The sequence below is a fragment of the Mycobacterium sp. ZZG genome (assembly GCF_054786995.1).
Genome location: NZ_JBTBFV010000013.1, coordinates 68,524 through 93,508, shown reverse-complemented (window position 1 = coordinate 93,508; position 24,985 = coordinate 68,524). Strand labels below are relative to the sequence as shown.

25 protein-coding genes, 1 tRNA gene and 1 pseudogene are annotated in these 24,985 nt (G+C 68.5%); 16 read left to right on the top strand and 11 right to left on the bottom strand.

Annotation, left to right across the window (positions count from 1 at the left end):
- Window positions 1–3 precede the first annotated feature (3 nt).
- Complete coding sequence (locus tag ACXMYJ_RS10585; protein WP_460355967.1) at window positions 4–2,094, bottom strand: alpha-1,4-glucan--maltose-1-phosphate maltosyltransferase; 2,091 nt, start codon at window positions 2,092–2,094, stop codon at window positions 4–6.
- A gap of 247 nt (window positions 2,095–2,341) precedes the next feature.
- On the opposite strand from ACXMYJ_RS10585, the gene glgP reads away from it, so the two are divergent.
- Complete coding sequence (gene glgP, locus ACXMYJ_RS10580) at window positions 2,342–4,966, top strand: alpha-glucan family phosphorylase (RefSeq protein ID WP_260754602.1); 2,625 nt, start codon at window positions 2,342–2,344, stop codon at window positions 4,964–4,966.
- Window positions 4,967–4,985: 19 nt separating this feature from the next.
- Here the strand turns inward: glgP and ACXMYJ_RS10575 are convergent, their stop codons facing one another.
- The 3 genes from ACXMYJ_RS10575 to ACXMYJ_RS10565 form a co-directional block, all read right to left on the bottom strand.
- Window positions 4,986–6,443: a neutral zinc metallopeptidase gene (locus tag ACXMYJ_RS10575; RefSeq protein ID WP_460355965.1), complete on the bottom strand. Its 1,458-nt coding sequence runs from the start codon at window positions 6,441–6,443 to the stop codon at window positions 4,986–4,988.
- A 102-nt stretch (window positions 6,444–6,545) separates the two neighbouring features.
- Window positions 6,546–8,546: an ATP-dependent DNA helicase gene (locus ACXMYJ_RS10570; protein ID WP_460355963.1), complete on the bottom strand. Its 2,001-nt coding sequence runs from the start codon at window positions 8,544–8,546 to the stop codon at window positions 6,546–6,548.
- 6 nt (window positions 8,547–8,552) lie between these two features.
- Window positions 8,553–9,953, bottom strand: a complete 1,401-nt coding sequence (locus tag ACXMYJ_RS10565) for a nicotinate phosphoribosyltransferase (RefSeq protein ID WP_460355960.1) — start codon at window positions 9,951–9,953, stop codon at window positions 8,553–8,555.
- On the opposite strand from ACXMYJ_RS10565, the gene clpS reads away from it, so the two are divergent.
- From clpS to rdgB, 11 genes are read left to right on the top strand one after another with little or no spacing between them, the layout of a single operon-like run.
- Entirely contained in the window at window positions 9,952–10,266 is a 315-nt protein-coding gene (clpS, locus tag ACXMYJ_RS10560; RefSeq protein ID WP_260754599.1) for an ATP-dependent Clp protease adapter ClpS, read from the top strand. The genes ACXMYJ_RS10565 and clpS overlap by 2 nt on opposite strands.
- A gap of 7 nt (window positions 10,267–10,273) precedes the next feature.
- Window positions 10,274–10,858 (top strand): oxidative stress transcriptional regulator AosR, encoded by a 585-nt coding sequence (gene aosR, locus ACXMYJ_RS10555; protein WP_260754598.1) that lies wholly within the window; start codon window positions 10,274–10,276, stop codon window positions 10,856–10,858.
- A complete protein-coding gene (locus ACXMYJ_RS10550) occupies window positions 10,859–11,881 on the top strand; it encodes a P1 family peptidase (protein WP_460355957.1) in 1,023 nt (340 codons plus the stop codon).
- Window positions 11,856–12,326: a M67 family metallopeptidase gene (locus ACXMYJ_RS10545; protein WP_460355954.1), complete on the top strand. Its 471-nt coding sequence runs from the start codon at window positions 11,856–11,858 to the stop codon at window positions 12,324–12,326. Before ACXMYJ_RS10550 ends, ACXMYJ_RS10545 begins: the two co-directional genes overlap by 26 nt.
- Window positions 12,327–12,349: 23 nt before the next feature.
- Window positions 12,350–12,622: a MoaD/ThiS family protein gene (locus tag ACXMYJ_RS10540; RefSeq protein WP_260754596.1), complete on the top strand. Its 273-nt coding sequence runs from the start codon at window positions 12,350–12,352 to the stop codon at window positions 12,620–12,622.
- A 9-nt stretch (window positions 12,623–12,631) separates the two neighbouring features.
- Window positions 12,632–13,594, top strand: a complete 963-nt coding sequence (locus ACXMYJ_RS10535; protein ID WP_260754595.1) for a PLP-dependent cysteine synthase family protein — start codon at window positions 12,632–12,634, stop codon at window positions 13,592–13,594.
- Complete coding sequence (locus ACXMYJ_RS10530) at window positions 13,585–14,271, top strand: rhomboid family intramembrane serine protease (RefSeq protein WP_260754594.1); 687 nt, start codon at window positions 13,585–13,587, stop codon at window positions 14,269–14,271. Before ACXMYJ_RS10535 ends, ACXMYJ_RS10530 begins: the two co-directional genes overlap by 10 nt.
- Window positions 14,268–15,101, top strand: a complete 834-nt coding sequence (gene murI, locus ACXMYJ_RS10525; RefSeq protein WP_260754593.1) for a glutamate racemase — start codon at window positions 14,268–14,270, stop codon at window positions 15,099–15,101. Before ACXMYJ_RS10530 ends, murI begins: the two co-directional genes overlap by 4 nt.
- Window positions 15,102–15,159: 58 nt before the next feature.
- Window positions 15,160–15,933 (top strand): cyclic nucleotide-degrading phosphodiesterase, encoded by a 774-nt coding sequence (locus ACXMYJ_RS10520; protein ID WP_460355951.1) that lies wholly within the window; start codon window positions 15,160–15,162, stop codon window positions 15,931–15,933.
- A gap of 26 nt (window positions 15,934–15,959) precedes the next feature.
- Window positions 15,960–16,739: a ribonuclease PH gene (gene rph, locus ACXMYJ_RS10515; protein WP_460355948.1), complete on the top strand. Its 780-nt coding sequence runs from the start codon at window positions 15,960–15,962 to the stop codon at window positions 16,737–16,739.
- A gap of 5 nt (window positions 16,740–16,744) precedes the next feature.
- Window positions 16,745–17,350 (top strand): RdgB/HAM1 family non-canonical purine NTP pyrophosphatase, encoded by a 606-nt coding sequence (rdgB, locus tag ACXMYJ_RS10510; RefSeq protein ID WP_460355945.1) that lies wholly within the window; start codon window positions 16,745–16,747, stop codon window positions 17,348–17,350.
- Window positions 17,351–17,352: 2 nt separating this feature from the next.
- Here the strand turns inward: rdgB and ACXMYJ_RS10505 are convergent.
- The 4 genes and pseudogenes from ACXMYJ_RS10505 to ACXMYJ_RS10490 form a co-directional block, all read right to left on the bottom strand.
- Window positions 17,353–18,463: pseudogene (locus ACXMYJ_RS10505) on the bottom strand (acyltransferase family protein); the annotation flags it as partial.
- A gap of 57 nt (window positions 18,464–18,520) precedes the next feature.
- Window positions 18,521–18,865 (bottom strand): DUF3817 domain-containing protein, encoded by a 345-nt coding sequence (locus tag ACXMYJ_RS10500; protein ID WP_260754590.1) that lies wholly within the window; start codon window positions 18,863–18,865, stop codon window positions 18,521–18,523.
- Window positions 18,862–19,254, bottom strand: coding sequence for a hypothetical protein (locus ACXMYJ_RS10495; protein WP_260754589.1), 393 nt, complete (start codon window positions 19,252–19,254; stop codon window positions 18,862–18,864). Before ACXMYJ_RS10495 ends, ACXMYJ_RS10500 begins: the two co-directional genes overlap by 4 nt.
- Complete coding sequence (locus ACXMYJ_RS10490) at window positions 19,235–19,624, bottom strand: hypothetical protein (RefSeq protein ID WP_460355942.1); 390 nt, start codon at window positions 19,622–19,624, stop codon at window positions 19,235–19,237. The genes ACXMYJ_RS10495 and ACXMYJ_RS10490 overlap by 20 nt, the downstream gene beginning before the upstream one ends.
- A 474-nt stretch (window positions 19,625–20,098) precedes the next feature.
- Between ACXMYJ_RS10490 and ACXMYJ_RS10485 the strand changes: the two genes are divergently transcribed.
- Window positions 20,099–20,181 (top strand) — tRNA-Leu (locus ACXMYJ_RS10485).
- A 296-nt stretch (window positions 20,182–20,477) separates the two neighbouring features.
- Here the strand turns inward: ACXMYJ_RS10485 and ACXMYJ_RS10480 are convergent.
- The gene (locus ACXMYJ_RS10480; protein WP_260754587.1) at window positions 20,478–20,729 is read right to left on the bottom strand and encodes a hypothetical protein; all 252 of its coding nucleotides are present in this window, start codon (window positions 20,727–20,729) and stop codon (window positions 20,478–20,480) included.
- Window positions 20,730–20,936: 207 nt separating this feature from the next.
- Here ACXMYJ_RS10480 and ACXMYJ_RS10475 point away from each other — a divergent pair, with 207 nt between their 5' ends.
- Window positions 20,937–21,809: an alpha/beta fold hydrolase gene (locus ACXMYJ_RS10475; protein ID WP_460355939.1), complete on the top strand. Its 873-nt coding sequence runs from the start codon at window positions 20,937–20,939 to the stop codon at window positions 21,807–21,809.
- Here the strand turns inward: ACXMYJ_RS10475 and ACXMYJ_RS10470 are convergent, their stop codons facing one another.
- Window positions 21,810–22,082, bottom strand: a complete 273-nt coding sequence (locus tag ACXMYJ_RS10470) for a WhiB family transcriptional regulator (RefSeq protein ID WP_260754586.1) — start codon at window positions 22,080–22,082, stop codon at window positions 21,810–21,812. It lies immediately after the preceding gene.
- A 107-nt stretch (window positions 22,083–22,189) separates the two neighbouring features.
- Between ACXMYJ_RS10470 and ACXMYJ_RS10465 the strand changes: the two genes are divergently transcribed.
- On the top strand, window positions 22,190–22,816 hold the full coding sequence (locus ACXMYJ_RS10465) for a TetR/AcrR family transcriptional regulator (protein ID WP_443188536.1): 627 nt from the start codon (window positions 22,190–22,192) through the stop codon (window positions 22,814–22,816).
- A 3-nt stretch (window positions 22,817–22,819) separates the two neighbouring features.
- Here ACXMYJ_RS10465 and ACXMYJ_RS10460 read toward each other — a convergent pair whose 3' ends face one another.
- A complete protein-coding gene (locus tag ACXMYJ_RS10460) occupies window positions 22,820–23,671 on the bottom strand; it encodes an AraC family transcriptional regulator (RefSeq protein WP_460355936.1) in 852 nt (283 codons plus the stop codon).
- Between the two features lie 50 nt (window positions 23,672–23,721).
- Here ACXMYJ_RS10460 and ACXMYJ_RS10455 point away from each other — a divergent pair, with 50 nt between their 5' ends.
- Window positions 23,722–24,984: an amidohydrolase family protein gene (locus ACXMYJ_RS10455; protein WP_260754584.1), complete on the top strand. Its 1,263-nt coding sequence runs from the start codon at window positions 23,722–23,724 to the stop codon at window positions 24,982–24,984.
- Window position 24,985 lies beyond the last annotated feature (1 nt).

Below are 24,985 nucleotides of genomic sequence, written 5' to 3'. Positions count from 1 at the left end.
TCGTCACTCCCTACGCAGAAGGTTGGCTCGTTGGTCGGCGGGAACCTGGGGCATGTTGAACACGTGGGCCACGGCTTTGGCCGGCTCCAGACGCACGTAATTGCTCTGGCCCCACTGGTATTCCTCGCCCGAGATCTCGTCGCGCACCCAGAAGCGGTCCTGCAGGTCCATGCCCAGCGCCTCCATGTCCAGCCACAGCGTTCCCTCCTCCGGGCCGAACGGGTTGAGAGTCACCACCACAAGCACCTGATCGCCCGAGACGGGATCGAACTTGCTGTAGGCCAGCAGCGCATCGTTGTCGACGTGGTGGAACTTGATGGTGCGCATCTGCTGCAGAGCCGGGTGCAGGCGGCGGATTTCGTTGAGCCGGGTGATGAATGGCTCCAGCGATTCGCCGTCGGACAGCGCTGCCTCGAAGTCGCGGGGCCGCAACTCGTACTTCTCCGAGTTCAGGTACTCCTCACTGCCCTCGCGCACGGCGCGGTGCTCGAACAGTTCGAAGCCGGAGTACATGCCCCAGGTGGGGCTCATCGTCGACGCGAGCACGGCCCGGATCGCGAACATGCCCGGACCGCCGTGCTGCAAGCTCTCGTGCAGGATGTCGGGGGTGTTCACCCACAGGCTCTGCCTGCTGTAGTCGGCGTGCTCGGCGATCGACTCACCGAACTCGATCAGCTCCCACTTGGCGGTTCGCCAGGTGAAATATGTGTAGGACTGCGTGAACCCGAGCTTGGCCAGTCCGAACAGTCGCGCCGGCCGGGTGAACGCCTCGGCCAAGAACAGCACGTCAGGATCGGTGTTCTTCACCTCCCCGATGAGCCAGGCCCAGAAGTTGGGCGGCTTGGTGTGCGGGTTGTCGACCCGAAACACCTTGACGCCGTGCGACACCCAGAACTTGACCACCCGCAGCACTTCCTCGTAGAGCCCGGCGGGATCGTTGTCGAAATTCAGCGGGTAGATGTCCTGGTATTTTTTCGGCGGGTTCTCCGCGTAGGCGATCGTGCCGTCGGGCAGCACGGTGAACCACTCGGGGTGCTCACGGGCCCACGGATGGTCCGGCGCGCACTGCAGCGCCAGGTCCAGTGCGACCTCGAGCCCCTCGTCGCGTGCGGCGCTGACGAACTCGTCGAAGTCCTCGATGGTGCCCAGGTCCGGGTGGACGGCGTCGTGGCCGCCCTCGTCGCTGCCGATCGCCCACGGCGATCCGACATCCCCCGGTGCGGCGGTGACGCTGTTGTTGCGCCCCTTGCGGTGCACCTTGCCGATCGGATGGATCGGCGGCAGATAGACGATGTCGAAGTTCATCCGGGCCACCCGCGGCAACGCCTTGGTGGCGGTGGCGAACGTCCCGTGCACAGGATGGCCGGAACTGTCCCACCCGCCGGTGGAGCGCGGGAACAACTCATACCAGGAGCTGAACCGCGCCAGCGGGCGGTCCACCCAGATGCCGTACTGCTTGCCGCGGGTGACGAGCTCGCGCAGCGGGTACTGATCGAGCAGCGCCACCAGGTCGGGGGCCAGCGCAGCGCCGGCGCGGTAGTACGGATCGCCCGGCTCGCGCAGCCGGGCGGCCGCCTCCGCCAGCGGGTAGCGGTCCTGACGGGGCACGCCCGTCGCGGCGCGGTCCAGCAGACGGGCCCCGATCAGCAGGTCGTTGTTCAGCTCGCCCTCGCTCTGACCCGCGTCGAGTTTCGCCGTCACGTTCTTGCGCCACGTCGCGATCGGGTCACCCCAGCCGTCCACCCGAAACGTCCACAGTCCGACCTCGTCCGGAGTGAACTGGCCGTGGAACACGTCGGGGGTGCGACCCGGGGCCATCGGCAGGGCCAGCGGCCGCACCCGCGGTCCGGGGGTGACGACCTCCTGGATCGGCACCGCCTCGGTGGAGCGGACCCGGCCCGGGGGCTCGTCGGCCAACGCGGGATAGGCCGTGCCGTGGTAGCGGACCACCAGGGTTGCCGCCACCGCGTCGTGGCCCTCCCGCCACACCGTTGCCGACACCGGGACAACCTCGCCGACGACCGCTTTGGCGGGGAAGCGCCCTTCCGACACCACGGGCTGGACGTCATCGATCTCGATTCGACCGGCGGTCACGCGATCACTCCCTGGCACTCCCTACCACTCGATCAGCACCGCACGGCGTGCACCGCGCGTCGTTGCCTCGTTCTCAACCTGCTCGGCCGGTGTGGTCCTGTCCCCGTCCGCAGGCCCGGCTCAAAGCCCTGTCGCGCCTATACCCACCGTAGTGTCCGACTCAACCTTTCGTCGGTCATCGGGTCCGCCGGCCGGGGCGGATGATCATCCCACCGGAGGACGCCGCGCGGCAGTAAGGTGACCACGCGTGAAAGCTCTCCGCAGATTCACCGTCCGTGCCCACCTTCCCGAACAGTTGTCCGCGCTCGAGCGGCTCTCTGTCAATCTGCGCTGGTCCTGGGACAAACCGACCCAGGATCTGTTCGAGGCGATCGACCCGAGGCTGTGGGAACAGGTCGGTGGAGACCCGGTGGCGCTGCTCGGTCAGGTCGGTCCCGCCCGGTTGGAGGAGCTGGCCGCCGACGAATCCTTCGTCCGGCGCCTCGATGCGCTGGCCGCCGACCTCGACGACTACCTGAGCAGGCCGCTGTGGTACCAGCAGCTCGGCGACCAACAGGATGCGGAACCGCCGCGGGGCATCGCGTACTTCTCGATGGAGTTCGGCGTGGCCGAGGTGCTGCCGAACTATTCGGGTGGCCTCGGAATCCTGGCCGGCGATCACCTGAAGTCGGCCTCAGACCTCGGACTGCCGCTGATCGCCGTGGGCCTGTACTACCGCTGCGGGTACTTCCGCCAGTCGCTGACCGCCGACGGTTGGCAGCACGAGGCCTATCCGGCGCTGGATCCGCAGGGTCTGCCGCTGCGGCTGTTGACCGATGCGCGGGGCGCCGCGGTCCTCGTCGAGCTGGCGCTGCCCGACGGTGCGCAGCTTTCGGCACGGATCTGGATTGCGCAGGTCGGTCGAATTCCGTTGCTGCTGTTGGACTCTGACATCCCGGAGAACGAGCACGAGCTGCGCTCTGTCACCGACCGGCTGTACGGCGGTGACCAGGAGCACCGAATCCGGCAGGAGATCCTGGCCGGTATCGGCGGTGTGCGCGCCATCCGCGCGTTCACCGAACTGGAAGGCCTGGCCGCCCCGGAGGTCTTCCACATGAACGAAGGCCACGCCGGGTTCCTGGGCGCCGAACGCATCCGTGAGCTGATCGAGGCCGGTCTGGACTTCGACACCGCGCTGTCGGTGGTCCGGGCGTCCACCGTGTTCACCACCCACACCCCGGTCGCCGCGGGCATCGACCGGTTCCCGGTCGAGATGGTGGAACGGTATTTCGGGCCTGAGCTCGGCGCGCCCGCGGTGGGCGGCTCCCCGCTGTTGCCCGGGGTGCCGCTGGAACGCATCCTCGCCTTCGGCGCCGAGGATGACCCGACGAAATTCAACATGGCGCACATGGGCCTTCGCCTGGCCCAGCGCGCCAACGGGGTGTCCCTGCTGCACGGGCGGGTGAGCCGGGTGATGTTCAACGATCTGTGGCAGGGTTTCGACCCGGGCGAGGTTCCGATCGGGTCGATCACCAACGGCGTGCACGCGCCCACCTGGGCGGCGCCGCAGTGGATGGAGCTGGGACGCGAGCTGCTCGGCAGCGAGGACCTGACCTCGCTGCGTGAGACCGAGTCCTGGTCGAGGTTGCAGCAGGTCGATTCGGGACATCTGTGGTGGATCCGCTCGCAGCTGCGCGCCGAGCTGATCGAGGACGTCCGCGCCCGGCTGCGCCGCTCCTGGCTGGAGCGTGGTGCCTCTGACGCCGAGCTCGGCTGGGTGGCAACCGCTTTCGATCCAGGCGTACTCACCATCGGGTTCGCTCGCCGGGTGCCGACCTACAAGCGGCTGACGCTGATGCTGCGCGATCCCGAACGGCTGGCCAGATTGCTGCTCGACGACAAGCGCCCCATGCAGCTGATCGTGGCCGGGAAATCGCACCCCGCCGACGAGGGCGGCAAGGCGCTGATCCAGCAGATCGTGAGGTTCGCCGACCGGGAAGACCTGCGCCACCGCATCGCCTTCCTGCCCGACTACGACATCTCGATGGCGCGCAAGCTCTACCACGGTTGCGATGTGTGGCTGAACAACCCGCTGCGCCCGCTGGAGGCGTGCGGCACCTCGGGGATGAAGAGTGCGCTCAACGGTGGCCTGAACCTGTCCATCCGCGACGGGTGGTGGGACGAGTGGTATGACGGTGAGAACGGTTGGGAGATACCGACTGCCGACGGACTGGCCGACGAGGGCAGGCGCGACGACCTCGAGGCCGCGGCGTTGTATGACCTGCTCGAGCGTGCGGTCGCACCGAAGTTCTACGACCGCGACGAGAACGGCGTCCCGACCCGGTGGGTCGAAATGGTTCGCCACACGTTGCAGACGCTGGGGCCGAAGGTGTTGGCCTCCCGCATGGTTCGCGACTACACCGAGAAGTACTATCTGCCTGCGGCCCATGCGCTGCGACAGGTGATCGAGCCCGGCAGCGCACCGGAGTTCGGCCAGCCCTTCGGCGCGGCACGCGAACTCGCCGACTACCGCAGGCGGGTCAGACAGGCCTGGCCGCACGTCAAGATCACCGACGTCGACAGCTACGGGCTGCCTGACACCCCGCTACTGGGCTCGGAACTGACGCTGACCGCGACGGTGTCGCTCGGCCGCCTGCGTCCCGACGAGGTGGCGGTGCAGGCGGTGCTGGGCCGCGTCGACGCCGGCGATTCGCTCCTCGACCCGGCCATCGTGCCGATGGACCACGCGGGCACGGCCGAGAGCGGCGACGAGATCTTCACCGCGACGACACCGCTGCCGATCGCCGGATCGGTCGGGTACACGGTCCGGGTGCTGCCCCATCACCGGCTGCTGGCCGGCGACAACGAACTAGGGCTGATCACCTTGGCGTGACGCCGCCGCAGACCCCGGCTCACGGAAAGCGTTTGAAGCAGCGCTCCGCGTCGCTGAGGACCCCCAGCCGGAAGGCGTCGATGCGGGAGAACCCCGAAGGCACGGATTCCCCGTTGACATCGCTGGCGACCAACCCGTTGGTGAGAATGCCGGAGACCGCCTCGTCGACGTCGCCGGCGGTGAGCGCGACCGTGTCACCGTCGGGGGTGGTCACTTCTTCGGTCATCTTCACCGTCGCGACCCCGGTCAGACACGCGGTCCGCAGCGCGGCCTCGGCGCTGTCCAGTGCCACCCCAGCGTGTTCATGCTGGATCGCCAGCATGTACCGCGACACCAGCACCGAGTAGGCCATGTTGTCGCCGGTGGCCAGGCTTCCGCCGTCCCGGGGATCGGCCTGTGCGCCCATCTCCTCGAGCGCGGGCAGATCGACGACGATCGTGTTGGTCGCCGGGCAGAAGGACGCGGGCGGGCTCGGCCGGGCGTCCGGACAGCTGCGCGCGGCCTCGGCATCGAAGCTCAGCGCGGGAGGGTTCTTGGGCGAGAACAGGATTCCCATCGCATCGACGATCGAGCGGGCCGAGTCCTCGGTGACCGGCAACTCGCCCGTCTGGTCCTCGGGCAGCAGCACCGGCAGGTCTCCGCGCCGCTGGTCGATCTCGGCCAGATCGATGCCCGCGCACGCCGACGGGCCGTCGGTGAAGCCGAACTGGAACGCCGACAACCGCTCGAATGCCGAACCGTGCTCGTCGACACCGGCATCGGGATCGCCCTCGGTCAGCAGCGGATCGCGGACGGAGATGACGCCGGCGAGTACGTTGTTGAGGCCCTCGCCGGTGCTCAGCGTGAACCGCGGTGAGGAGTCCTCGGCGACCCAGCGCATATAGGCGCCGGAGAAGCAGTCGGCCTGCTGCTCGGCGACCAGCGTCGGCGTGTCCTTCTTCGTCAGGCCGGCCAACCGCGAGACGGCGTGCCCGTACTCGTGCGCGAGAACCATCAGCACGCCGATGTCCCCGTGTGCGCGCTGCAGTCCGGGCAGCAACTCGCCACGGTCCCAACCGATGGTCCGGTCGGCGTAGCAGTAGCCGGCGTTGACCAGACCGTAGGTGTCCTCGCCGCAGAACTCGCCGTCAAACCCGTTGGCGTCCCACGAGATCAGTTCGGCGACCGGGCGGAACCTCTCGTCGAAGGTCTCCTCGTAGGCCCTCGCCCAGTAGTCTTCGATGTCGCTGATCGCGTTCGCGGCGAGCTCATCCATCGCGCCACCGTCAGTGTCGCGGACATCGCGTGCGGGGCCTTCGGCGCCGGGGCGCAACCCGGTCGGGCCGTCGGTGGCCGGCATCCCCGCCACCCGGAACGGGTCGTCGAACACGGACACCGGGCTGCCCGCCAGCGTGGTGGAGCAGGCGACGGCGGCCAGGACCGCGCAGCCGGTGACCGCGATGCCCAACAGTGCGCGCGGCCTTCTCGACGGGCTCATGGACGCCGCCTTTCCCTCGTGGCCGCAGCGGCGTGACTCCGGCGGCCGAACGTTGTCGACAGGATAGTGAATTCGCGCCGCCGACTGCGGGTATCGCGGAGGTCAGCGCGGGCCGCGAAGACGCTGCAGCGCCGCCCGCACCGCTGCGCCGTCGGTCGTCGCCCAAAACGGCGGCAGCGATGCGCGCAGGAATCCGCTGTAGCGGGCGGTGGCCATCCGGGAATCCAGCACGGCCACCACGCCGCGGTCGTCCATGCCGCGCAGCAATCTTCCGGCGCCCTGGGCGAGCAGCAGCGCCGCATGGCTGGCCGCGACCGCCATGAAACCGTTGCCGCCGCGCGCGGCCACCCTGCGCTGCCTCGCGGTGAGCAGCGGATCGTCTGGGCGGGGAAACGGGATGCGGTCGATGAGCACCAGCGACAACGAGGGCCCCGGCACGTCGACGCCCTGCCAGAGCGACAGCGTGCCGAACAGCGAGGTCTGCTCGTCGTCGGCGAAACGCTGGACCAGTGCCGACGTGTTGTCATCGCCCTGGCACAGCACGGGGGTGTCGAGTCGCTCGCGCATCACCTCCGCCGCCGACTTGGCGGCGCGCATCGACGAGAACAACCCCAACGTGCGGCCGTCGGCGGCCTCGATCAGCGCGCAGATCTCGTCGAGTTGTTCCGCGGATCCGGCGCCGTCACGGCCGGGCGGCGGCAGGTGCGCGGCGACGTAGAGGATGCCCGACTTCGCATGGTCGAACGGCGACCCGACGTCCAGACCGCGCCAGCGCACGGCGCTGCTCTGCTGACCGGGCTCGCGGTCGGCGCCGCCGGACAGACCCCATGCGGCGGCCATCGCATCGAAACTGCCCCCGATGGTCAGCGTCGCCGAGGTCAACACCGCTGTCGAATGCCCGAACAGCCTGCTTCGCAACAGCCCGGCCACCGAGAGCGGCGCAACCCGCAGCACCGCGCGGCTGCCGGACCTGGCGTCGTCGATGTGGTCGAGCCACACCACGTCGGTGCGGTCGGAGATGGCCGGCACGAACGAGTCGAGGATCCGGGCGGCGGTGTCGCTGACATCCGACAGCGCGGTGGCCGCCTCGGCGCGCGCCGACGCCGTCTTCGGATCGTTGGGAGCGGTGTCGACCGCGGTGCGTGCCGCGTGCGCGGCGTCGCGCAGAGCGGCCAGGTAGCTTCCCAACTCCTCGTCGAGGACGTCGATCCGGCCGGGACGGGCCTCGAAAACCGCCGACGAGAACGTCGTCGACGCGGCCTCCAGCCGTTCGGCGAGTTCGGGCGTCACCACCCGCGCGGCCCGCCGGTGCGCGATTCCCAGCAGCGTGGCCGACAGTTCGGCGGTGGCGACCCCGGTGACGCGGTCGACCAGTTCGTGCGCCTCGTCGATGACGAGCAACTCGTGTTCGGGCAGCACGTTGGCATCACCGATGGCGTCGATGGCCAGCAGCGCGTGGTTGGTCACCACGACGTCGGCCTCACCGGCCCGGCCGCGCGCCCGTTCGGCGAAACAGTCTGTGCCGAACGGGCACCGCGACACCCCGATGCATTCGCGTGCCGACACGCTGACCTGCGACCAGGACCGGTCCGCAACACCGGGTTTGAGTTCGTCACGGTCCCCGGTGTCCGTCGTCTCCGACCACTCGGTGAGCCGTTTCACGTCGCGGCCCAGCGCGCTGCTCGCCACCGGGGAGAACAGTTCCTCCTGCGGGATGTCGTCCGGTTCGCTGCCCGTGGATCCGTTGTGAATCTTGTTCAGGCACAGGTAGTTTCCGCGACCTTTCAACAGGGCGAAGGTCGGCCGGCGGGGCAGCGCCGCGGCCAGCGAGTCGGCGAGCCGGGGGAGGTCGCGGTCGACCAGCTGGCGCTGCAGCGCGATCGTGGCCGTCGAGACCACCACAGGGCGGTTCTCCGCCACCGCGTGCGCGACGGAAGGCACCAGATACGCCAGCGACTTACCCGTGCCGGTGCCGGCCTGGACGGCGAGATGTTCCCCGGTGTCGAACGCACGCGCGACCGCTTCGGCCATCGCGATCTGGCCGTCGCGGGTGGCCCCGCCCAGCGCGGAGACGGCCGTGGCCAGCAGACCGGTGACCTCCACCGGGGTCTACTTCCGTCCGGGCGAGGGAGCGACCATCCGGGTCGGGATCGCGGGATCGCCGCTCGACAGGCTCAGACCGTCCCACGGCAGGCTGAGCAGGCCGTCGGCGACGCGGGCGCGGGCGGCGTCCAGCCCCAGGTCGGCGACCGGCTCGCCGTGGCGCACCAGCGGCACTGTCAGCTCGCGGATGTGCAGGTCTTCCGGGTCCGGAGGGGCACCGCCGGCGGGATAGACCACCTCTTCGACGATGGTGCCCGACCTCTTGACGAGCCGGCACGCCCGCTTACGCCCGCCGTGGGACTCCTTGTGGGTGCTGCGCTTCTCGACCGGGATCCCGTCGACTTCGACAAGCTTGTAGACCATGCCGGCAGTCGGGGCGCCCGACCCGGTGACCACCGAGGTTCCCACGCCGTAGACGTCCACCGGTTCGGCGCGCAGCGCGGCGATCGCGAATTCGTCGAGATCACCCGACACCACGATGCGCGTCTCGGCCGCTCCGAGGCCGTCCAGCTGATCGCGGACCTGACGGGCCAGCACGCCGAGGTCGCCGGAGTCGATGCGCACCGCGCCCAGACGGGTGCCCGCGACCTCGATCGCGTGCGCCACACCTGCGGTGATGTCGTAGGTGTCGACGAGCAGGGTGGTACCCGCGCCCAGCGCCTCGATCTGCGCGCGGAACGCGGCCTTCTCCCAGTCCGCCGGGGTCCCGTCCCTGGTGGTGTGCAGCAGGGTGAAGGCGTGCGCGCTGGTGCCGAGCGCCGGCACGCTGTGGCGCCGCTGGGCCTCCAGGTTCGACGACCCGGCGAACCCCGCCAGGTAGGCCGCGCGCGCGGCGGCGACGGCGCCCTGTTCGTGGGTGCGTCGCGAGCCCATCTCGATCAGCGGCCGCCCCGCCGCGGCGCTGACCATCCGCGCCGCCGCGGACGCCACCGCGCTGTCGTAGTTGAAGATCGACAAGGCGAGCGTCTCGAGCAGCACGCATTCGCCGAAGGTGCCGTGCACCGACAGCACCGGTGAGCCGGGGAAGTACAGTTCACCCTCCGGGTAGCCGTCCACGTCGCCGGTGAAGCGGTAACCGGCGAGATAGTCCAGGGTGGTGTCGTCGACGACGTCCTGCAGGAGGCTCAACGCCGCTGTGTCGAACCTGAACGCCTGCAACGCATCAACGAACCGCGCCGTACCGGCGTTGACGCCGTAGCGTCGGCCGCCGGGAAGGCGGCGGGCGAACACCTCGAAGGTGCTGTGCCTGCCCGCCGTCCCGTCCCGCAACGCGGCCGCGAGCATCGTCAGTTCGTATTTGTCCGTGAGCAGCGCCGTAGACGTGTGCGACAGGTCCGTGGGCGAGAAGGTCACCGGCTCACCGTATCGGTTCGAGGCCGGTCCGGAGCCCCGGTATCCTGGCCCCATGGTGACTCCGGCGAAGGCACGACCGGGTACCCGCGAAGACCGTGACGCACGCGTGGACCGGGAGACGGACGCGGCCGCCGACGTGCCGTGGGTGACCATCGTCTGGGACGACCCGGTGAACCTGATGACCTACGTGACCTACGTCTTCCAGAAACTCTTCGGCTACAGCGAGCCGCACGCCACCAAGTTGATGCTGCAGGTGCACAACGAGGGCAGGGCCGTGGTGTCGGCAGGCAGCCGGGAATCCATGGAAGCCGATGTGACCAGGCTCCACGCCGCCGGGCTGTGGGCGACACTGCAACAGGACCGCTGAAGACACTGTGCGTAAATGGAAGCGGGTCGAGGGCGCCGACGGCCCGCGGTTCCGGTCGGCGCTGGCCGCACACGAGGCCGAGCTGCTGAGTAGTCTGGTCACCTCGCTGCTGGGCATGCTCGACACCCGGGAAGCGTCCGCCCCGGTCGACGAACTCGCCGAGATCACCGGAATCAGGACCGGCAATTCCGTTCCGCCGCAAGACGATACGCTCAAGAGGCTGCTGCCGGACTTCTACCGGCCGGCCACCGACCACCCGGCCGGATCGGGTGCCGCGGAAAGCCTCAACAGCGCACTGCGCAGCCTGCACGAGCCCGCCATCATCGAGGCCAAACGCGAAGCGGCGCAACGCCTGCTGGACACCGTTCCCGCCGGTGGCGGCAAACTCGAGTTGTCCGAGGCCGACGCGCAGGCGTGGGCGTCGGCGGTCAACGACGTGCGGCTGGCGCTCGGAACCATGCTCGACGTCGGTTCCGACATCCCCGACCGGTTGCCCGCCGACCATCCGATGGCCGGTCACCTCGACGTGTACCAGTGGCTGACGGTGTTGCAGGAGTACCTGGTGATCTGCCTGATGGATCGGTCCCGCTAGATGAGCGGATCGATCACCGACGTCGGGGGTATCCGCGTGGGGCACCATCACCGGATCGACGAGGACGCGCAGCTGGGCTCGGGCTGGGCGACCGGCACCACCGTGGTGCTCACCCCGCCGGGCACGGTCGGCGCCGTCGACGGCCGGGGTGGGGCGCCGGGTACCCGCGAGACCGATCTGCTCGATCCGAGCAACTCGGTGCGGCACGTCGACGCGGTGGTGCTGACCGGAGGGAGTGCGTTCGGACTCGCCGCCGCCGACGGCGTGATGACCTGGCTGGAGGAGCAGAACCGCGGTGTGGCTCTCGACGGCGGCGTGGTGCCGATCGTGCCGTCCGCGGTGATCTTCGACCTCCCGGTCGGAGGTTGGCGGTGCCGACCCGACGCGGGCTTCGGCTATCGGGCCGCCGCCGCGGCGGGCACCGAGGTGGGGATCGGAACCGTGGGCGCCGGCGTCGGTGCGCGCGCCGGAGTCCTCAAGGGTGGCGTCGGTACGGCCTCGGTCACCCTGGAATCCGGCGTGACTGTCGGCGCGCTCGTCGTGGTCAACTCCGCGGGCGATGTCGTCGACCCCGCCACCGGGCTGCCCTGGCTGGCCGCCCACGTCGAGCAATTCGGGCTCGTCGCCCCGCCCGAGAACGAACTGGCGGCCTACGCCGACCGCCACGGCGAGCTGAGTCCGCTCAACACCACCATCGCCGTGGTCGCGACCGACGCGGCGCTGAGCAAGGCGGCCTGCCGCCGGGTTGCGGTGGCGGCTCAGGACGGGCTGGCCCGCACCATCAACCCGTGCCACACCCCGCTGGACGGTGACACGGTGTTCGCGCTGGCCACGGGCGCGGTGGAGGTGAATCCCGACCCGACGACGCCGGCGTCGATGACGCCGGAGCTCCCGCTGGTCACTGCGGTCGGCGCCGCCGCGGCCGAGGTGCTGGCCCGCGCGGTGTTGGTCGGGGTGCTGGCCGCCGACGCGCTCGCCGGAATACCGACCTACCGTCATGTGTTGCCGGGAGCGTTCGAGTGACCGGGAGCGTTCGAGTGAAAGGAAGAGCCGCGTGCTGACGATCCGTGCTGACCTGGTCGAGGCCATGGTCAGCCACGCCCGCGCCGATCATCCCGACGAAGCCTGCGGCGTCATCGCGGGCCCCGAGGGTTCCGATCGTCCTGAGCGGTTCATCGCGATGGTCAACGCGGAGCGCTCGCCGACGTTCTACCGGTTCGACTCCGGTGAGCAACTCAAGGTGTGGCGCGCCATGGAGCAGACGGACGAGGTTCCCGTGGTGATCTACCACTCGCACACCGCCACCGAGGCCTACCCGAGCCGGACCGACATCTCCTACGCGTCCGAACCCGACGCCCACTACGTCCTGGTGTCCACCCGCGACCCCGACCGCCACGAGTTGCGCAGCTACCGCATTGTGGACGGCGTCGTCGCCGAAGAGCCCGTCACCATCGTCGAGCAGTACTGAAGACAACCCGAAGGAGTCCTTCCATGGCCATCTCTGTGTCCATCCCCACGATCCTGCGCACCCACACCGGCGGCGAGAAGCGCGTCTCCGCCTCAGGGGACACCCTGCAGGCCGTGATCGCCGACCTCGAGGCGAACTACTCCGGCATCTCGGAACGGCTCGTCGATAACGGCAAGCTGCACCGCTTCGTCAACATCTACGTCAACGACGAGGACGTGCGTTTCTCCGGCGGTCTGGACACGGCGATCTCCGACGGTGACTCGGTCACCATCCTGCCCGCCGTCGCGGGAGGTTGAGCCGGCCCGATGACCCGTTACAACTCGCTGCTCGAAGCGCTGGGGGGCACGCCGCTGGTCGGGCTGCAGCGGCTCTCGCCGGCCTGGGACGGTTCGCCCCACGTGCGGCTGTGGGCCAAACTTGAGGACCGCAACCCGACAGGTTCGATCAAAGACCGGCCGGCGCTGCGGATGATCGAGGACGCCGAACGCGAAGGCCGGCTCACGCCCGGGGCCACGATCCTGGAACCGACGAGCGGCAACACCGGGATCTCACTGGCCATGGCGGCGTTGCTGAAGGGCTACCAGATGGTCTGCGTGATGCCGGAGAACACGTCGATCGAGCGGCGGCAACTGCTCGAGCTCTACGGCGCACGGATCATCTACTCGCCGGCCGAGGGTGGCTCCAACACCGCGGTGGCGCACGCCAAAGAGCTTGCGGCCGAACACCCTTCGTGGGTGATGCTCTACCAGTACGGCAACCCGTCCAACGCGGCCGCGCACTACGACGGCACCGGGCCTGAGCTGCTGGCCGATCTGCCCGAGATCACCCACTTCGTCGGTGGCCTGGGCACGACGGGCACGCTGATGGGCACCGGCCGGTTCCTTCGTGAACACGTGCCAGGGGTGCAGATCGTCGCCGCCGAACCCCGCTACGGCGAAGGTGTGTACGCGCTGCGCAACATCGACGAGGGCTTCATCCCGGAACTGTACGACCCCGATGTGCTGACCACCCGCTTCGCGGTGGGCGCCTATGACGCCGTGCGCCGCACCCGGGAACTGGTGCAGACCGAGGGAATCTTCGCCGGCATCTCCACCGGTGCGATCCTGCACGCGGCGCTGGGCATGGCGGCCACGGCGGTCAAGGCCGGGGAGCGCGCCGACATCGCATTCACCGTCTGTGACGCCGGCTGGAAGTATCTGTCCACCGGTGCCTACGCCGGTAGCCTGGACGACGCGGAGGACGCGTTGGAAGGGCAGCTTTGGGCGTGACGGGAACCGGTGGATACCCCGCTCTCCCCGCGGAGCCGAAGAAGCGGCCCGCGTGGGTGGTCGGCGGGCTCACCGTCGTGTCGTTCGTCGTGCTGCTCTGGGTCATCGAGCTGTTCGATTCGTTGACCGGACACCGCTTGGACAGCAACGGGATTCGCCCGCTGGAGACCGACGGGTTGACCGGCATCCTGTTCGCCCCGCTGCTGCACTCCAACTGGGAGCATCTGATGGCCAACACCGGCCCGGCGCTGGTGCTCGGCTTCCTGATGACCCTGGCCGGTCTGTCGCGGTTTGTGTATGCCACCGCGATCGTCTGGATCGTCGGCGGTATCGGCACCTGGCTGATCGGCAACGTCGGCGCCCCCACCTACAACGGAATGGTCGTCGAGACCAACCACATCGGCGCGTCCGGCCTGATCTTCGGATGGCTGACCTTTCTGATCGTGTTCGGCTTCTTCACGCGCAACGTGTGGGAGATCGTGGTCGGGGTGGTGGTGCTGTTCATCTACGGCAGCATCCTGCTCGGCGTGCTGCCCGGCACCTTCGGCGTCTCCTGGCAGGGGCACCTGTGCGGCGCGGCCGCCGGCGTGCTGGCGGCCTACCTGCTGTCCGGTCCCGAACGCCGGGCGCGTCAGTCCCGCAGGCCCGGCCCGGCTCCGCTGTATCCGACCCGATGACGTCACAGCAGGCGCCGATAGGGATCTTCGACTCCGGGGTGGGAGGCCTCACGGTCGCCCGCGCGGTGATCGACCAGCTGCCCGACGAGGACATCATCTACATCGGCGACACCGGCAACGGACCGTACGGACCGCTGACCATCCCCGAGATCCGCGCCCATGCGCTGGCCGTCGGCGACGACCTCGCCGCGCGGGGCGTCAAGGCGCTGGTGATCGCCTGCAACTCGGCGTCCTCGGCGTGCCTGCGTGACGCACGGGAACGCTACGCGCCGATCCCGGTGGTCGAGGTGATCCTGCCCGCGGTGCGGCGCGCGGTCGCCACCACCCGCAACGGCCGGATCGGAGTCATCGGCACGGCAGCGACCATCGCGTCGGGCGCCTACCAGGACACCTTCGCGGCGGCCCGCGACATCGAGGTGTTCGGGGTGGCCTGCCCCCGCTTCGTCGACTTCGTCGAGCGGGGGGTGACCAGCGGACGTCAGGTGCTCGGTCTCGCCGAGGGATACCTGGAGCCGCTGCAGCGGGCCGGGGTCGACACGCTGGTGCTCGGCTGCACGCACTATCCGATGCTGTCGGGTCTGATCCAGCTGGCGATGGGCGACCACGTCACGCTGGTGTCCAGCGCCGAGGAGACCGCCAAGGATCTGCTGCGCGTGCTGACCGAGCAGGAGTTGCTGAAACCGCATCCGGTCGACCCGGCGGTGGGTCCGCGCCGGCAATTCGAAGCGACCGGGGACCCGGGCGCGTTCACCGCGCTGGCGACACGGTTCCTCGGTCCCAGCCTTGACGGGGTCCGGCCTGTTCAGCGTCACGCCGGCGCCCGAACATGACGTTCGTCGCCCAAAGCGGCGATGTTTTCGTCATGGCGATCCCGGGCATGGCAAGCTAGTGAGCGTGCGAATCACCGTACTCGGTTGCTCCGGCAGTGTGGTCGGTCCTGATTCGCCCGCGTCGGGATATCTCGTCACCGCGCCCGACACGCCGCCGTTGGTTCTCGATTTCGGTGGCGGTGTCCTCGGAGCGCTGCAGCGTCACGCGGATCCGAACGCCGTCCACGTGTTGCTGTCACATCTGCATGCCGACCACTGTCTGGATTTGCCCGGATTGTTCGTCTGGCGGCGCTATCACCCGACGCCGGCGCAGGAACGCGGCTTCGTCTACGGCCCCGCCAACACCTGGGCACGCCTCGGTGCGGCGTCGTCGCCCGAGGGCGGCGAGATCGACGACTTCAGCGACATCTTCGAGATCCGGCACTGGGTCGACAACCAGGCCGTGGACATCGGCGCGCTGACCGTGCTGCCGCGCCTGGTCTGCCACCCGACGGAGTCCTACGGCATGCGTATCACCGATCCGTCCGGTGCGACGCTGGTCTACAGCGGCGACACCGGTTACTGCGATGCGCTGATCGACCTGGCCCGCGGCGCCGACGTGTTCCTGTGCGAGGCGTCCTGGACCGACTCGCCGGACCGTCCGCCGCGGCTGCACCTGTCCGGCGCCGAAGCCGGCCGCGCGGCGGCCCGCGCCCGTGTGTCCGAACTCCTGCTCACCCACATTCCGCCGTGGACGTCGCGCGAGGACGTGATCAGCGAGGCGAAGGCGGAGTTCGACGGCCCGGTGCACGCGGTGGTCTCCAACGAGACCTTCGAGGTCGCGCGCTCCTGATCGGAGCGTCCGGCTAGGGTTGGCCCGTGTCCAGACGAGAAGACGGTCGACTCGACGACGAATTGCGCCCGGTCACCATCACCCGGGGTTTCACCAACCATCCCGCCGGTTCGGTGCTGGTCGAGTTCGGAGACACCCGAGTGATGTGCACGGCCAGCGTCACCGAGGGGGTGCCGCGCTGGCGCAAGGGTTCCGGGCAGGGCTGGCTGACCGCCGAGTACGCCATGCTGCCCGCCGCGACGCATGAGCGTTCCGATCGCGAGTCGGTGAAGGGACGAGTGGGTGGCCGCACGCAGGAGATCAGCCGGCTGGTCGGCCGGTCCCTGCGCGCCTGCATCGACCTGGCCGCGCTCGGCGAGAACACCATCGCGATCGACTGCGACGTGTTGCAGGCCGACGGCGGCACCCGCACCGCAGCCATCACCGGCGCATACGTCGCGCTGTCGGATGCCGTCACCTACCTGGCCGCCGCAGGCAAGCTGTCCGATCCGCGGCCGCTGTCCTGCGCGATCGCCGCGGTCAGTGTCGGGGTGGTGGACGGCCGCATCCGCGTCGACCTGCCCTACACCGAGGATTCGCGCGCCGAGGTCGACATGAATGTCGTCGCCACCGACACCGGCACGCTTGTGGAGATCCAGGGCACAGGTGAGGGCGCGACGTTCCCGCGGTCGACGCTGGACAAGATGCTCGATGTCGCGATGGTGGCCTGCGATCAGCTGTTCGCGATCCAGCGCAGCGCGCTCGAGCAGCCCTATCCGGGAGTGCTGCCGGAGTCCGGTCCCTCGAAGAAGGCGTTCGGAAGCTGACCCGGGTGCCTCGGGTGCTGGTCGCCTCCCGCAACCCCAAGAAGCTCGCCGAGCTGCGCCGCGTGCTCGACGGCGCCGGTGTGGAGCTGACTCTGTTGTCGCTCGATGATGTCGTGCCGTTCGACGAGGCACCAGAAACCGGGGCGACGTTCGAGGAGAACGCGTTGGCCAAGGCGCGGGACGCGTTCGCCGCGACCGGCATACCCGCGGTCGCCGACGATTCCGGGCTGGAGGTCGACGCGCTCAACGGGATGCCGGGCGTGCTCAGCGCGCGCTGGTCGGGACGACACGGCGACGATCCGGCCAATACTGCACTGCTGCTCGGTCAGCTCGCCGACGTACCCGAGGAGCGCCGTGGCGCGGCGTTCGTGTCGGCGTGCGCGCTGGTCTCCGGTCCCGGGAAGAACGAGTCGGTAGTGGTGCGCGGCGAGTGGCGCGGCAGCATCGTCCGGGAGCCGCGCGGCGACGGAGGGTTCGGTTACGACCCGGTATTCCTTCCCGCCGGTTCGGCGAGGACCGCGGCCGAGCTGAGCCCCGCGGAGAAGGACGCCGCGTCGCACCGCAGCCGTGCACTGGCCGCGCTGCTGCCGTCGCTGCGTTCTCTGGTCTGAGGCCGGGTGACCCGGTGCAGCAGCCAGGCCACCGGGATGGTCAGCGCCAGCGTCGCCGCGAACAAGCCGGGCATCGACCCGGTGAACAGCGGCCAGCCCAGCACCAGATGCATTGTCAGTGCCATCACCACGACGTGGACCAGGAAGATCTCGTAGGAGATCTCACCGAGCCACACCATCGGCCTGCCGGCCAGCACCCGCGCGTAGGAGTCCTGATGGCCGAGCGCGACCGGCGCCACGACCAGCGTCGCGATCACGGCGTACATCATGGACTTCACGATCGGAGCCGAGGCCGGATCAGGTCCCGACAGCGTGCCCCCGAGTGGCGTCGACACCAGCAGGAACAGCACGAACGCGACAGGTATCGCGACGATCGCGGCGCAGCGCGCGCCGATCGCCTCCAGCACCGCCAGCGCCATTCCTCCGGCGAACCAGGCCAGATGCGCCGGCAACCACATCCCCGCCGAGTTCGGCAGCACGTCGGTGACCGTGACCACCGCCAGCCACACCGGTGTCACCGCCGCGAGCAGCGCGAGTCCGGCGAGCGTCCGCGCGGGTCGCCACTGCCCGCGGCCGAGGATCCGCAGCACCAGGTACGCCAGCGCCGGGAGCGCGAGGTAGAACGACGCCTCGACGGCCAGACTCCACATCTGCGACAGCCCGGGATGCAGCAGCGTCACCAGATATTCATCGCTGTAGATCTGGGTGAAGGTCACATAGCGCAGCAACCCCTGCCAGGTCTGCCCGGGGTTGGGGCCCGGCGCGAACACGGTATAGATCTCGAAGACCGCGACCACCGTGACCACGTAGGCGGGCACGATGCGGCGCCACCGGTTTCGGGCGTAGCGGCGCAGCGAAGGCGGGGGCCGACGGTCGGCGGCCGCGCACCCAGGGCCGGAACAGCAGGAAACCCGACAGCACGAAGAAGATCGCGACGCCGATCTCCAGGCGCCCGTACATGGCGCCGAGGTAGCCGTGCGTGAGGTAGCCGGTCGCGAACGCCGCGTGCGTGCTGACGACCAGCAATGCCGCGACCGCACGCAGACCGGTGAGGGCAGGATCGCGGGACGACGCGTGGTGATGCCGGCCCGCCGGGGCGGCGCCACAGCGCACGCCGGGGCTGGCTGACACCGCATCGAGTGTAGCTATCGATGCGTGGGCAAACGCCGGTCAGAGACCGAACTGTGCCTTGATGTTCTGGGTCTGGAAGTGCTCGACAATGATGCCGACGAGTGGGACGGTGCCGGCGAGCAGGATGCCGACGGTCTTGGCGATCGGCCAGCGCACCTTCACGGCGAGGTTCGCGGTGAACAGCAGGTAGACGAAGTACACCCAGCCGTGGACCACCGCGATCCAGCCCAGCGAGTCGTCGTTGAACGCGTACTTCATCACCATCTCGTAGCAGAGCGCGATCAGCCAGAGACCGGTGGCCCAGGCCAGGACACGGTATCCGGTGAGGGCCTTACGGATGGCCTCGACGGGGACGATGGGCGTGGGGGATTCGGGTGCGGTCACGTACCGGTTCCTCTTGTCTGCTGCGTCTGGTCTTCGGCATCGGCTTTCGCCAACTCTGCCAGGTAGGCGTTGTACTCGCGCAATGTCGCGTCGTCATCTGCCCCGCTCGACGCCTTCGGACGCTCGGGCAGCAGGCCGGCGGGAATCTCGGTGACGGTATCGCTCGGGTGCGGCTCGGGTGGGGCCTGCTCGTAGCGGACGAATTTGAAGTATGCGTACACGCAGAACCCCGCGAACAACGGCCACTGCAACGCGTAGCCGAGATTCTGGAAGCTGCCCGATGTCGACTCGTAGCGGGTCCATTGCCACCACGCCAGGGCGAGGCAGCCCGCGGCGGCGGCGACCATCAACAGGATGAGCGCCGGCCTCCTACGCCGTGTAGTGGACACCGTTCAACGGTACCGCGACATCCTTGGGTCCGATGAACTCGTCCATGCGGGCCGTCGCGGCTTTGCGGTAAATCGAGACGGTGTACTTGTCCGACCGCCGCCAGGTGATGCCCAGTCTGTCGAGCGCAGCAGTGAAGAGTCCGATGATGTCCTCGGACCGGTTGCTGAAGTGGTACCGGACACTGAGCACGCCGCGGTCGTTGGCGACGACGCGGCAGCCGTCGCTGTGGATCAGCCCCATGACGAACTCCTCGGTCTCGCGGTCGACGATCTCCTGCTGCCACCGTTCGAGCGCGATCTTCCGATGGTGCTTGCGGCCGGGGCCGTGTTGAGGAAGCAGGCACGGCCAATGTTTGGAGCACTGATACACGTCCGCACAGCCGCTTCTCCGCCAATAGACTCCGGCACGCTGCCGGGGAAACAACGCGTCGATCGCTTGGCGGCACCGGTGGATGATGCTCGGATATCGCTTGTCGCATGTGACGCGCAGGGTGTAGCTGCGTGCCGCTTTGGAAATGCACCCATCGCCCAGATAAAGACCTAGGAGATAGGCGTAGGGCTTGCCCGGCAGACTTGGCAGGTCGTGCTCGACTCCGCACGCCGACTGTCCCGCCCGTGGTCGGTCGCTGGATGGCGGTCTACGACGCCACTCCCACACGGTTTTTCGCGGGATGCCGGTCAGTCTTGCTATCTCGCAATCGTTCTTGCCCGTCGCGATCAGTCGCTGGACTTCTTCGAATTCTTCCCTTGATCTCATGTCGCCCTCTGGTCTTGCTGTTTGAGGTCAAGGTAGGGACGTTGTCCGACAGGTTCCCTTACACGGCGCGCTAGACTCGGCGGGCTTGCGCGAGTGTCGGAACTGGCAGACGAGATGGATTTAGGTTCCATTGCCCTACGGGCGTGGGGGTTCGAGTCCCCCCTCGCGCACTCAAGTCCCCTCTCGCGCCCTCAACTCGCCACCGCGTGTTGCGCGAGCGACAAGAGGGCGTCATGAAGCATCGGGGGAGACGTCGCCGTGGTTGAGAACGACGAACGGCCCGCCTACTGGTGAGGACGGGCCGTCGCATGTGATCGATGGTCCGGAAATACGCTGCGAGGATCGCCTCGTCCCGGCTCTGCCCAACTGCCGGTCTATGGCCAAAACGCGCCGCTTCGCGGGTTCGCTGCAGGTGTACCCCGCGGCCGCCAAAGAGGGCCCGGAACGTTCGCCGACCGGAGGAAGATCAGGCAGACGCTTCGACCGCGGCCGGCGCGGCGTCGCCCGCCTGATTCTTGAAGCACAGGATGCTCGCGGTGAAGCTCACGACCGCGATGGCCCCGGCGAAGACCGCGATCACGGTCTCCGAGAGTCCCCAGCTGGCGACGGCAAAGGCCAGCGAGATGATCGCGGTGATGATCAGGAAGAGGCCCGTGGTGGCGACGGTCTCGTTGAACGGATCGTCCGAACTGGGGGTGCCTCCGGCCCTGTCGGCCATGACTTCTCCTTCTCGACCTCGACGCGCTCGACTGGGCCGATAATTACCCCGCCGCGAGGCCGCGAAACCTCTTTCGCTTCGCCACCACTCTGGTGATGCTGCTCACCTTCTGATGCCACGGGTCGGGATGCGCACGACAGGGCGTGCCGGCGCGGATCCTCTGCGACCATGGCGAGTATTACGTCACGGATGGGGGACATACGCCTGATGACCGATTTGAAGTACCTGGATCTGCACGGTGATCGCGTCGCGTACCGGGACGTCGGTCGCGGCGAGGAGACCTTGCTGCTGCTGCACGGCATGGCCGGCAGCTCCGATACCTGGCGCGCGGTCCTGCCCCAGCTCGCGAAGCGGTACCGGGTGATCGCCCCGGGTCTTCTCGGTCACGGTCAGTCCGCCAAGCCGCGCAGCGACTACTCCTTGGGCGCGTTCGCCGTGGGGCTTCGGGACCTGCTCGACGAACTCGGCGTCACGCAGGTCACCGTCGTGGGTCAGTCACTTGGCGGCGGGGTGGCCATGCAGTTCGTCTACCAGCACCCCGACTACTGCCGACGGCTGGTGCTCATCCGCAGCGGCGGCCTCGGCCAGGACGTGGGCTGGACGTTGCGCCTGCTGTCGGCGCCGGGCGCCGAACTGCTCCTGCCGGTCATCGCCCCCTCGCCCGTGGTGCGACTCGGCAACAAGGTCCGTAGCTGGTTGTCCGCCGCGAACATCCAGTCACCCCGGGGAGCCGAGATGTGGAGCGCCTACTCGTCTCTGTCTGATCCACAGACCCGGCAGGCGTTCCTGCGCACGTTGCGGTCCGTCGTGGATTACCGCGGTCAAGCCGTGAGCGCGTTGAACCGCCTGCACCTGACCTCGGAACTGCCGCTGATGGTGATCTGGGGCGATCAGGACCACATCATTCCCGTCGAACACGGCTATGAGCTCGACCGGCTGCGGCCGGGCTGTCGCCTGGAGGTCCTCCTCGGCGTCGGTCACTTTCCCCACGTCGAGAAACCGACCGACGTGGTGGATCTGCTGGAGGACTTCATCTCGTCGTCGGGGCAGTCCTCGGCCGTCACCACGCAGAACCGCTGATCACCGCTTCGTGGCCGAGAACCCGTTGCGTTCGGCCAGCGAACGCAGTTGTCTGAGGGCGAATTGCCGGTTCCGGCCGCCCTCCGGGAGCACGATCCCCGCCCACAGGCCCACGGCCCCCGGCGTCACACACGCGTCGCGCGCACACTGCCAGCGTCGCGGGCAGGCGCGGCACAGCGACTTGGCCCCTTCGTCGGCGGTGACCATCCAGCGGTCCGGATCGCGCGTGCAGGGCGCGGTCCACGCTTCCTCGTCGACTCGTATCGAGCTCATGGACACCTGCCCTTCCTTTCCGTTCTCACTCAATACGTTTGTACCGTAAAAGCAATACCGCCGTATTGTCGAGTTCGCTGGTGACGGTGTTGTCTACGGTGAACACTGTGGTGTCAGAGGTGGGTCGGACCGGCGCAGACGAGCCGCGCAACGTGGAGAAGATCCGCGCCGCGGCGCTGCGCAGTCTCGCAGCAAACGGCGCCGCCGGGACCACGATGCGGGGTGTGGCTGCGGCGGCCGGAGTGTCGCTGGGCCTGGTGCAGCATCATTTCGCCACGAAAGCCGGCTTGATCAGCGCTGTCGACGATTACGTGCTGGCGCTGATCGGGGAGACCTTCAGCCGGCCCCTATCGGAGCCGCCCGCGGACTCCGTCGCCGAGATTGGCAGCAGAATCAGCTCGCTCTTCAGTGGGAACCCCGAGGTCGCCGCCTACCTCGGGCGTGCCCTCGTCGACGGAAGCCCCGTCGGCGCGAAGATCTTCGACACACTCTTCAGCGCCGGCGTGGCGCGGTGGCAGCAACGCAAGGATCGCGGTGAGCTTCGTCCGGATGTCGACGTCACGTGGGCGGCGATCAACGGCCTGGTACTCGCCCTCGGCGCGATCAGCCTCCACTCACATCTCGACCGGCATCTGGCGGAACCGCTGATCTCGCCGAACCAGCTTCTGCGGTGGCAGGCCGCCGTGGACTCGCTGTTGCGCGAAGGACTGTTCCGACGTCCCGAGGCCGACTGATCTTCAGGAGGTGTCGGCGACTCTCCGGCGGTATGCCGACGGCGTTTCTCCGCAGAAGTGGGTGAAGGCGCGGGTGAAGGAGCTGACGCTGTCGAAGCCGACCGCGGTCGCCGTCTCCTGCACGCTCTGCGCCGGCCCGGCCAGCAGAGCCATCGCGCGCAGCATTCGGGCATGTAGAAGGTAAGTGCGCCAAGGTAATCCGAGCGAGTCTGCGAACAGCCGACGCAGGGTGCGCTCCGAGACCGACACTGCGCGGCTGACGTCTTCGCTCGTCGCGGTGTCGAGGTGGTTCTTGGTGTACTCCATGGCCGCCGCGACGATCGGATGGTCCGACGTGGGCAGGCTCAGTGGCGCCTCGTGGTCGAGCGCCTCGCCGACCAACGCCGCCAGGGTCCGGAAGAAGCCGTCGGAAACGGCTTCGTCTTCTGCGGCCCGTCCGCGCCTGTCGATGGGCCAGCGCAGCCCGTAGATCATCATCTCGCGGATCAACGGCGACACCGCCAGGATCCGGGCCCGGTCGCCGCCGTCGGGGATCAGGGTGCGGTCGAACATCACCGCCACCGTCTTCACGTCGGGGTTCATCACCGCCTGGTGCTCCAGTCCGGCCGGGATCCAGGCCGCCTGCTGAGGCGGAAGCAGGTAATGCGCCGAGTCGGTCTCCACCTCGACGACGCCATGCAACGCGTACTCGATCTGGTGCACGTCATGGGAGTGCCACCCGGTGATCAGGGCATCGCCCTCGTACAGATAGCTGCCACCCAGTGCCCGGCCGCCACGACGCAGATCGATCACGCGGCGCCGCACCACATTGGCCGATTCGGGCAAGAGTCTGTCCGAAGACGCAGAGACGGTCACGCCTTCAGACGGTACTACTGGAGCTATACGCGCAGATGTGAGGAGCGACAGTGCACAAAGACGACCTGATACTGGTGAGCATCGACGACCACGTGGTGGAGCCGCCGGACATGTTTCTGCGTCACGTGCCGGAGAAGTACAAGCAGGAGGCGCCGATCGTCGTCACCGACGAGAAGGGCGTCGATCAGTGGATGTACCAGGGCAGGCCACAGGGAGTCAGCGGCCTCAACGCTGTGGTGTCGTGGCCGGCCGAGGAGTGGGGCCGTGACCCGGCCGGGTTCGCGGAAATGCGTCCCGGCGTGTACGACGTGCACGAACGGGTGCGCGACATGAACCGCAACGGGATCCTCGCCTCGATGTGCTTCCCGACGTTCACGGGCTTCTCCGCGCGCCACCTGAACATGCACCGCGAAGAGGCCACGCTGGTGATGGTCTCGGCCTACAACGACTGGCACATCGACGAATGGGCCGGTTCGTACCCCGATCGCTTCATCCCGATCGCGATCCTGCCCACGTGGAACCCCGAGGCGATGTGCAACGAGATCCGCCGCGTCGCCGCCAAGGGCTGCCGCGCGGTGACCATGCCGGAACTGCCGCACCTCGAAGGGCTTCCGAGCTACCACGATGACGACTACTGGGGCCCGGTGTTCCGCACCCTCTCCGAAGAGAACGTGGTGATGTGCCTGCACATCGGCACCGGCTTCGGAGCGATCAGCATGGCGCCCAACGCCCCGATCGACAATCTCATCATCCTGGCCACCCAGGTCTCGGCGATGTGCGCACAGGACCTGTTGTGGGGCCCGGCGATGCGCAACTACCCGGACCTGAAGTTCGCCTTCTCCGAAGGTGGCATCGGCTGGATCCCGTTCTACCTCGACCGCAGCGACCGGCACTACACCAACCAGAAGTGGCTGCGCCGGGACTTCGGCGACAAGCTGCCCAGCGAGGTGTTCCGCGAGCATTCACTGGCCTGCTACGTCACCGACAAGACGTCGCTGAAGCTGCGTCACGAGATCGGCATCGACATCATCGCGTGGGAGTGCGACTATCCGCACTCGGACTGCTTCTGGCCTGACGCGCCGGAGCAGGTGCTCGCCGAACTGAACGCCGCGGGCGCCTCGGATTCCGACATCAACAAGATCACGTGGGAGAACTCCTGCCGCTTCTTCGGCTGGGACCCGTTCAAGCTGACGCCGAAGGAGCAGGCCACCGCGGGCGCCTTGCGCGCCAAGGCCGCCGACGTCGACGTGTCCATCCGGCCGCGGGCCGAGTGGGCGCGGCTCTACAACGAAAAGCAGTTCGCTCGGACGTGAT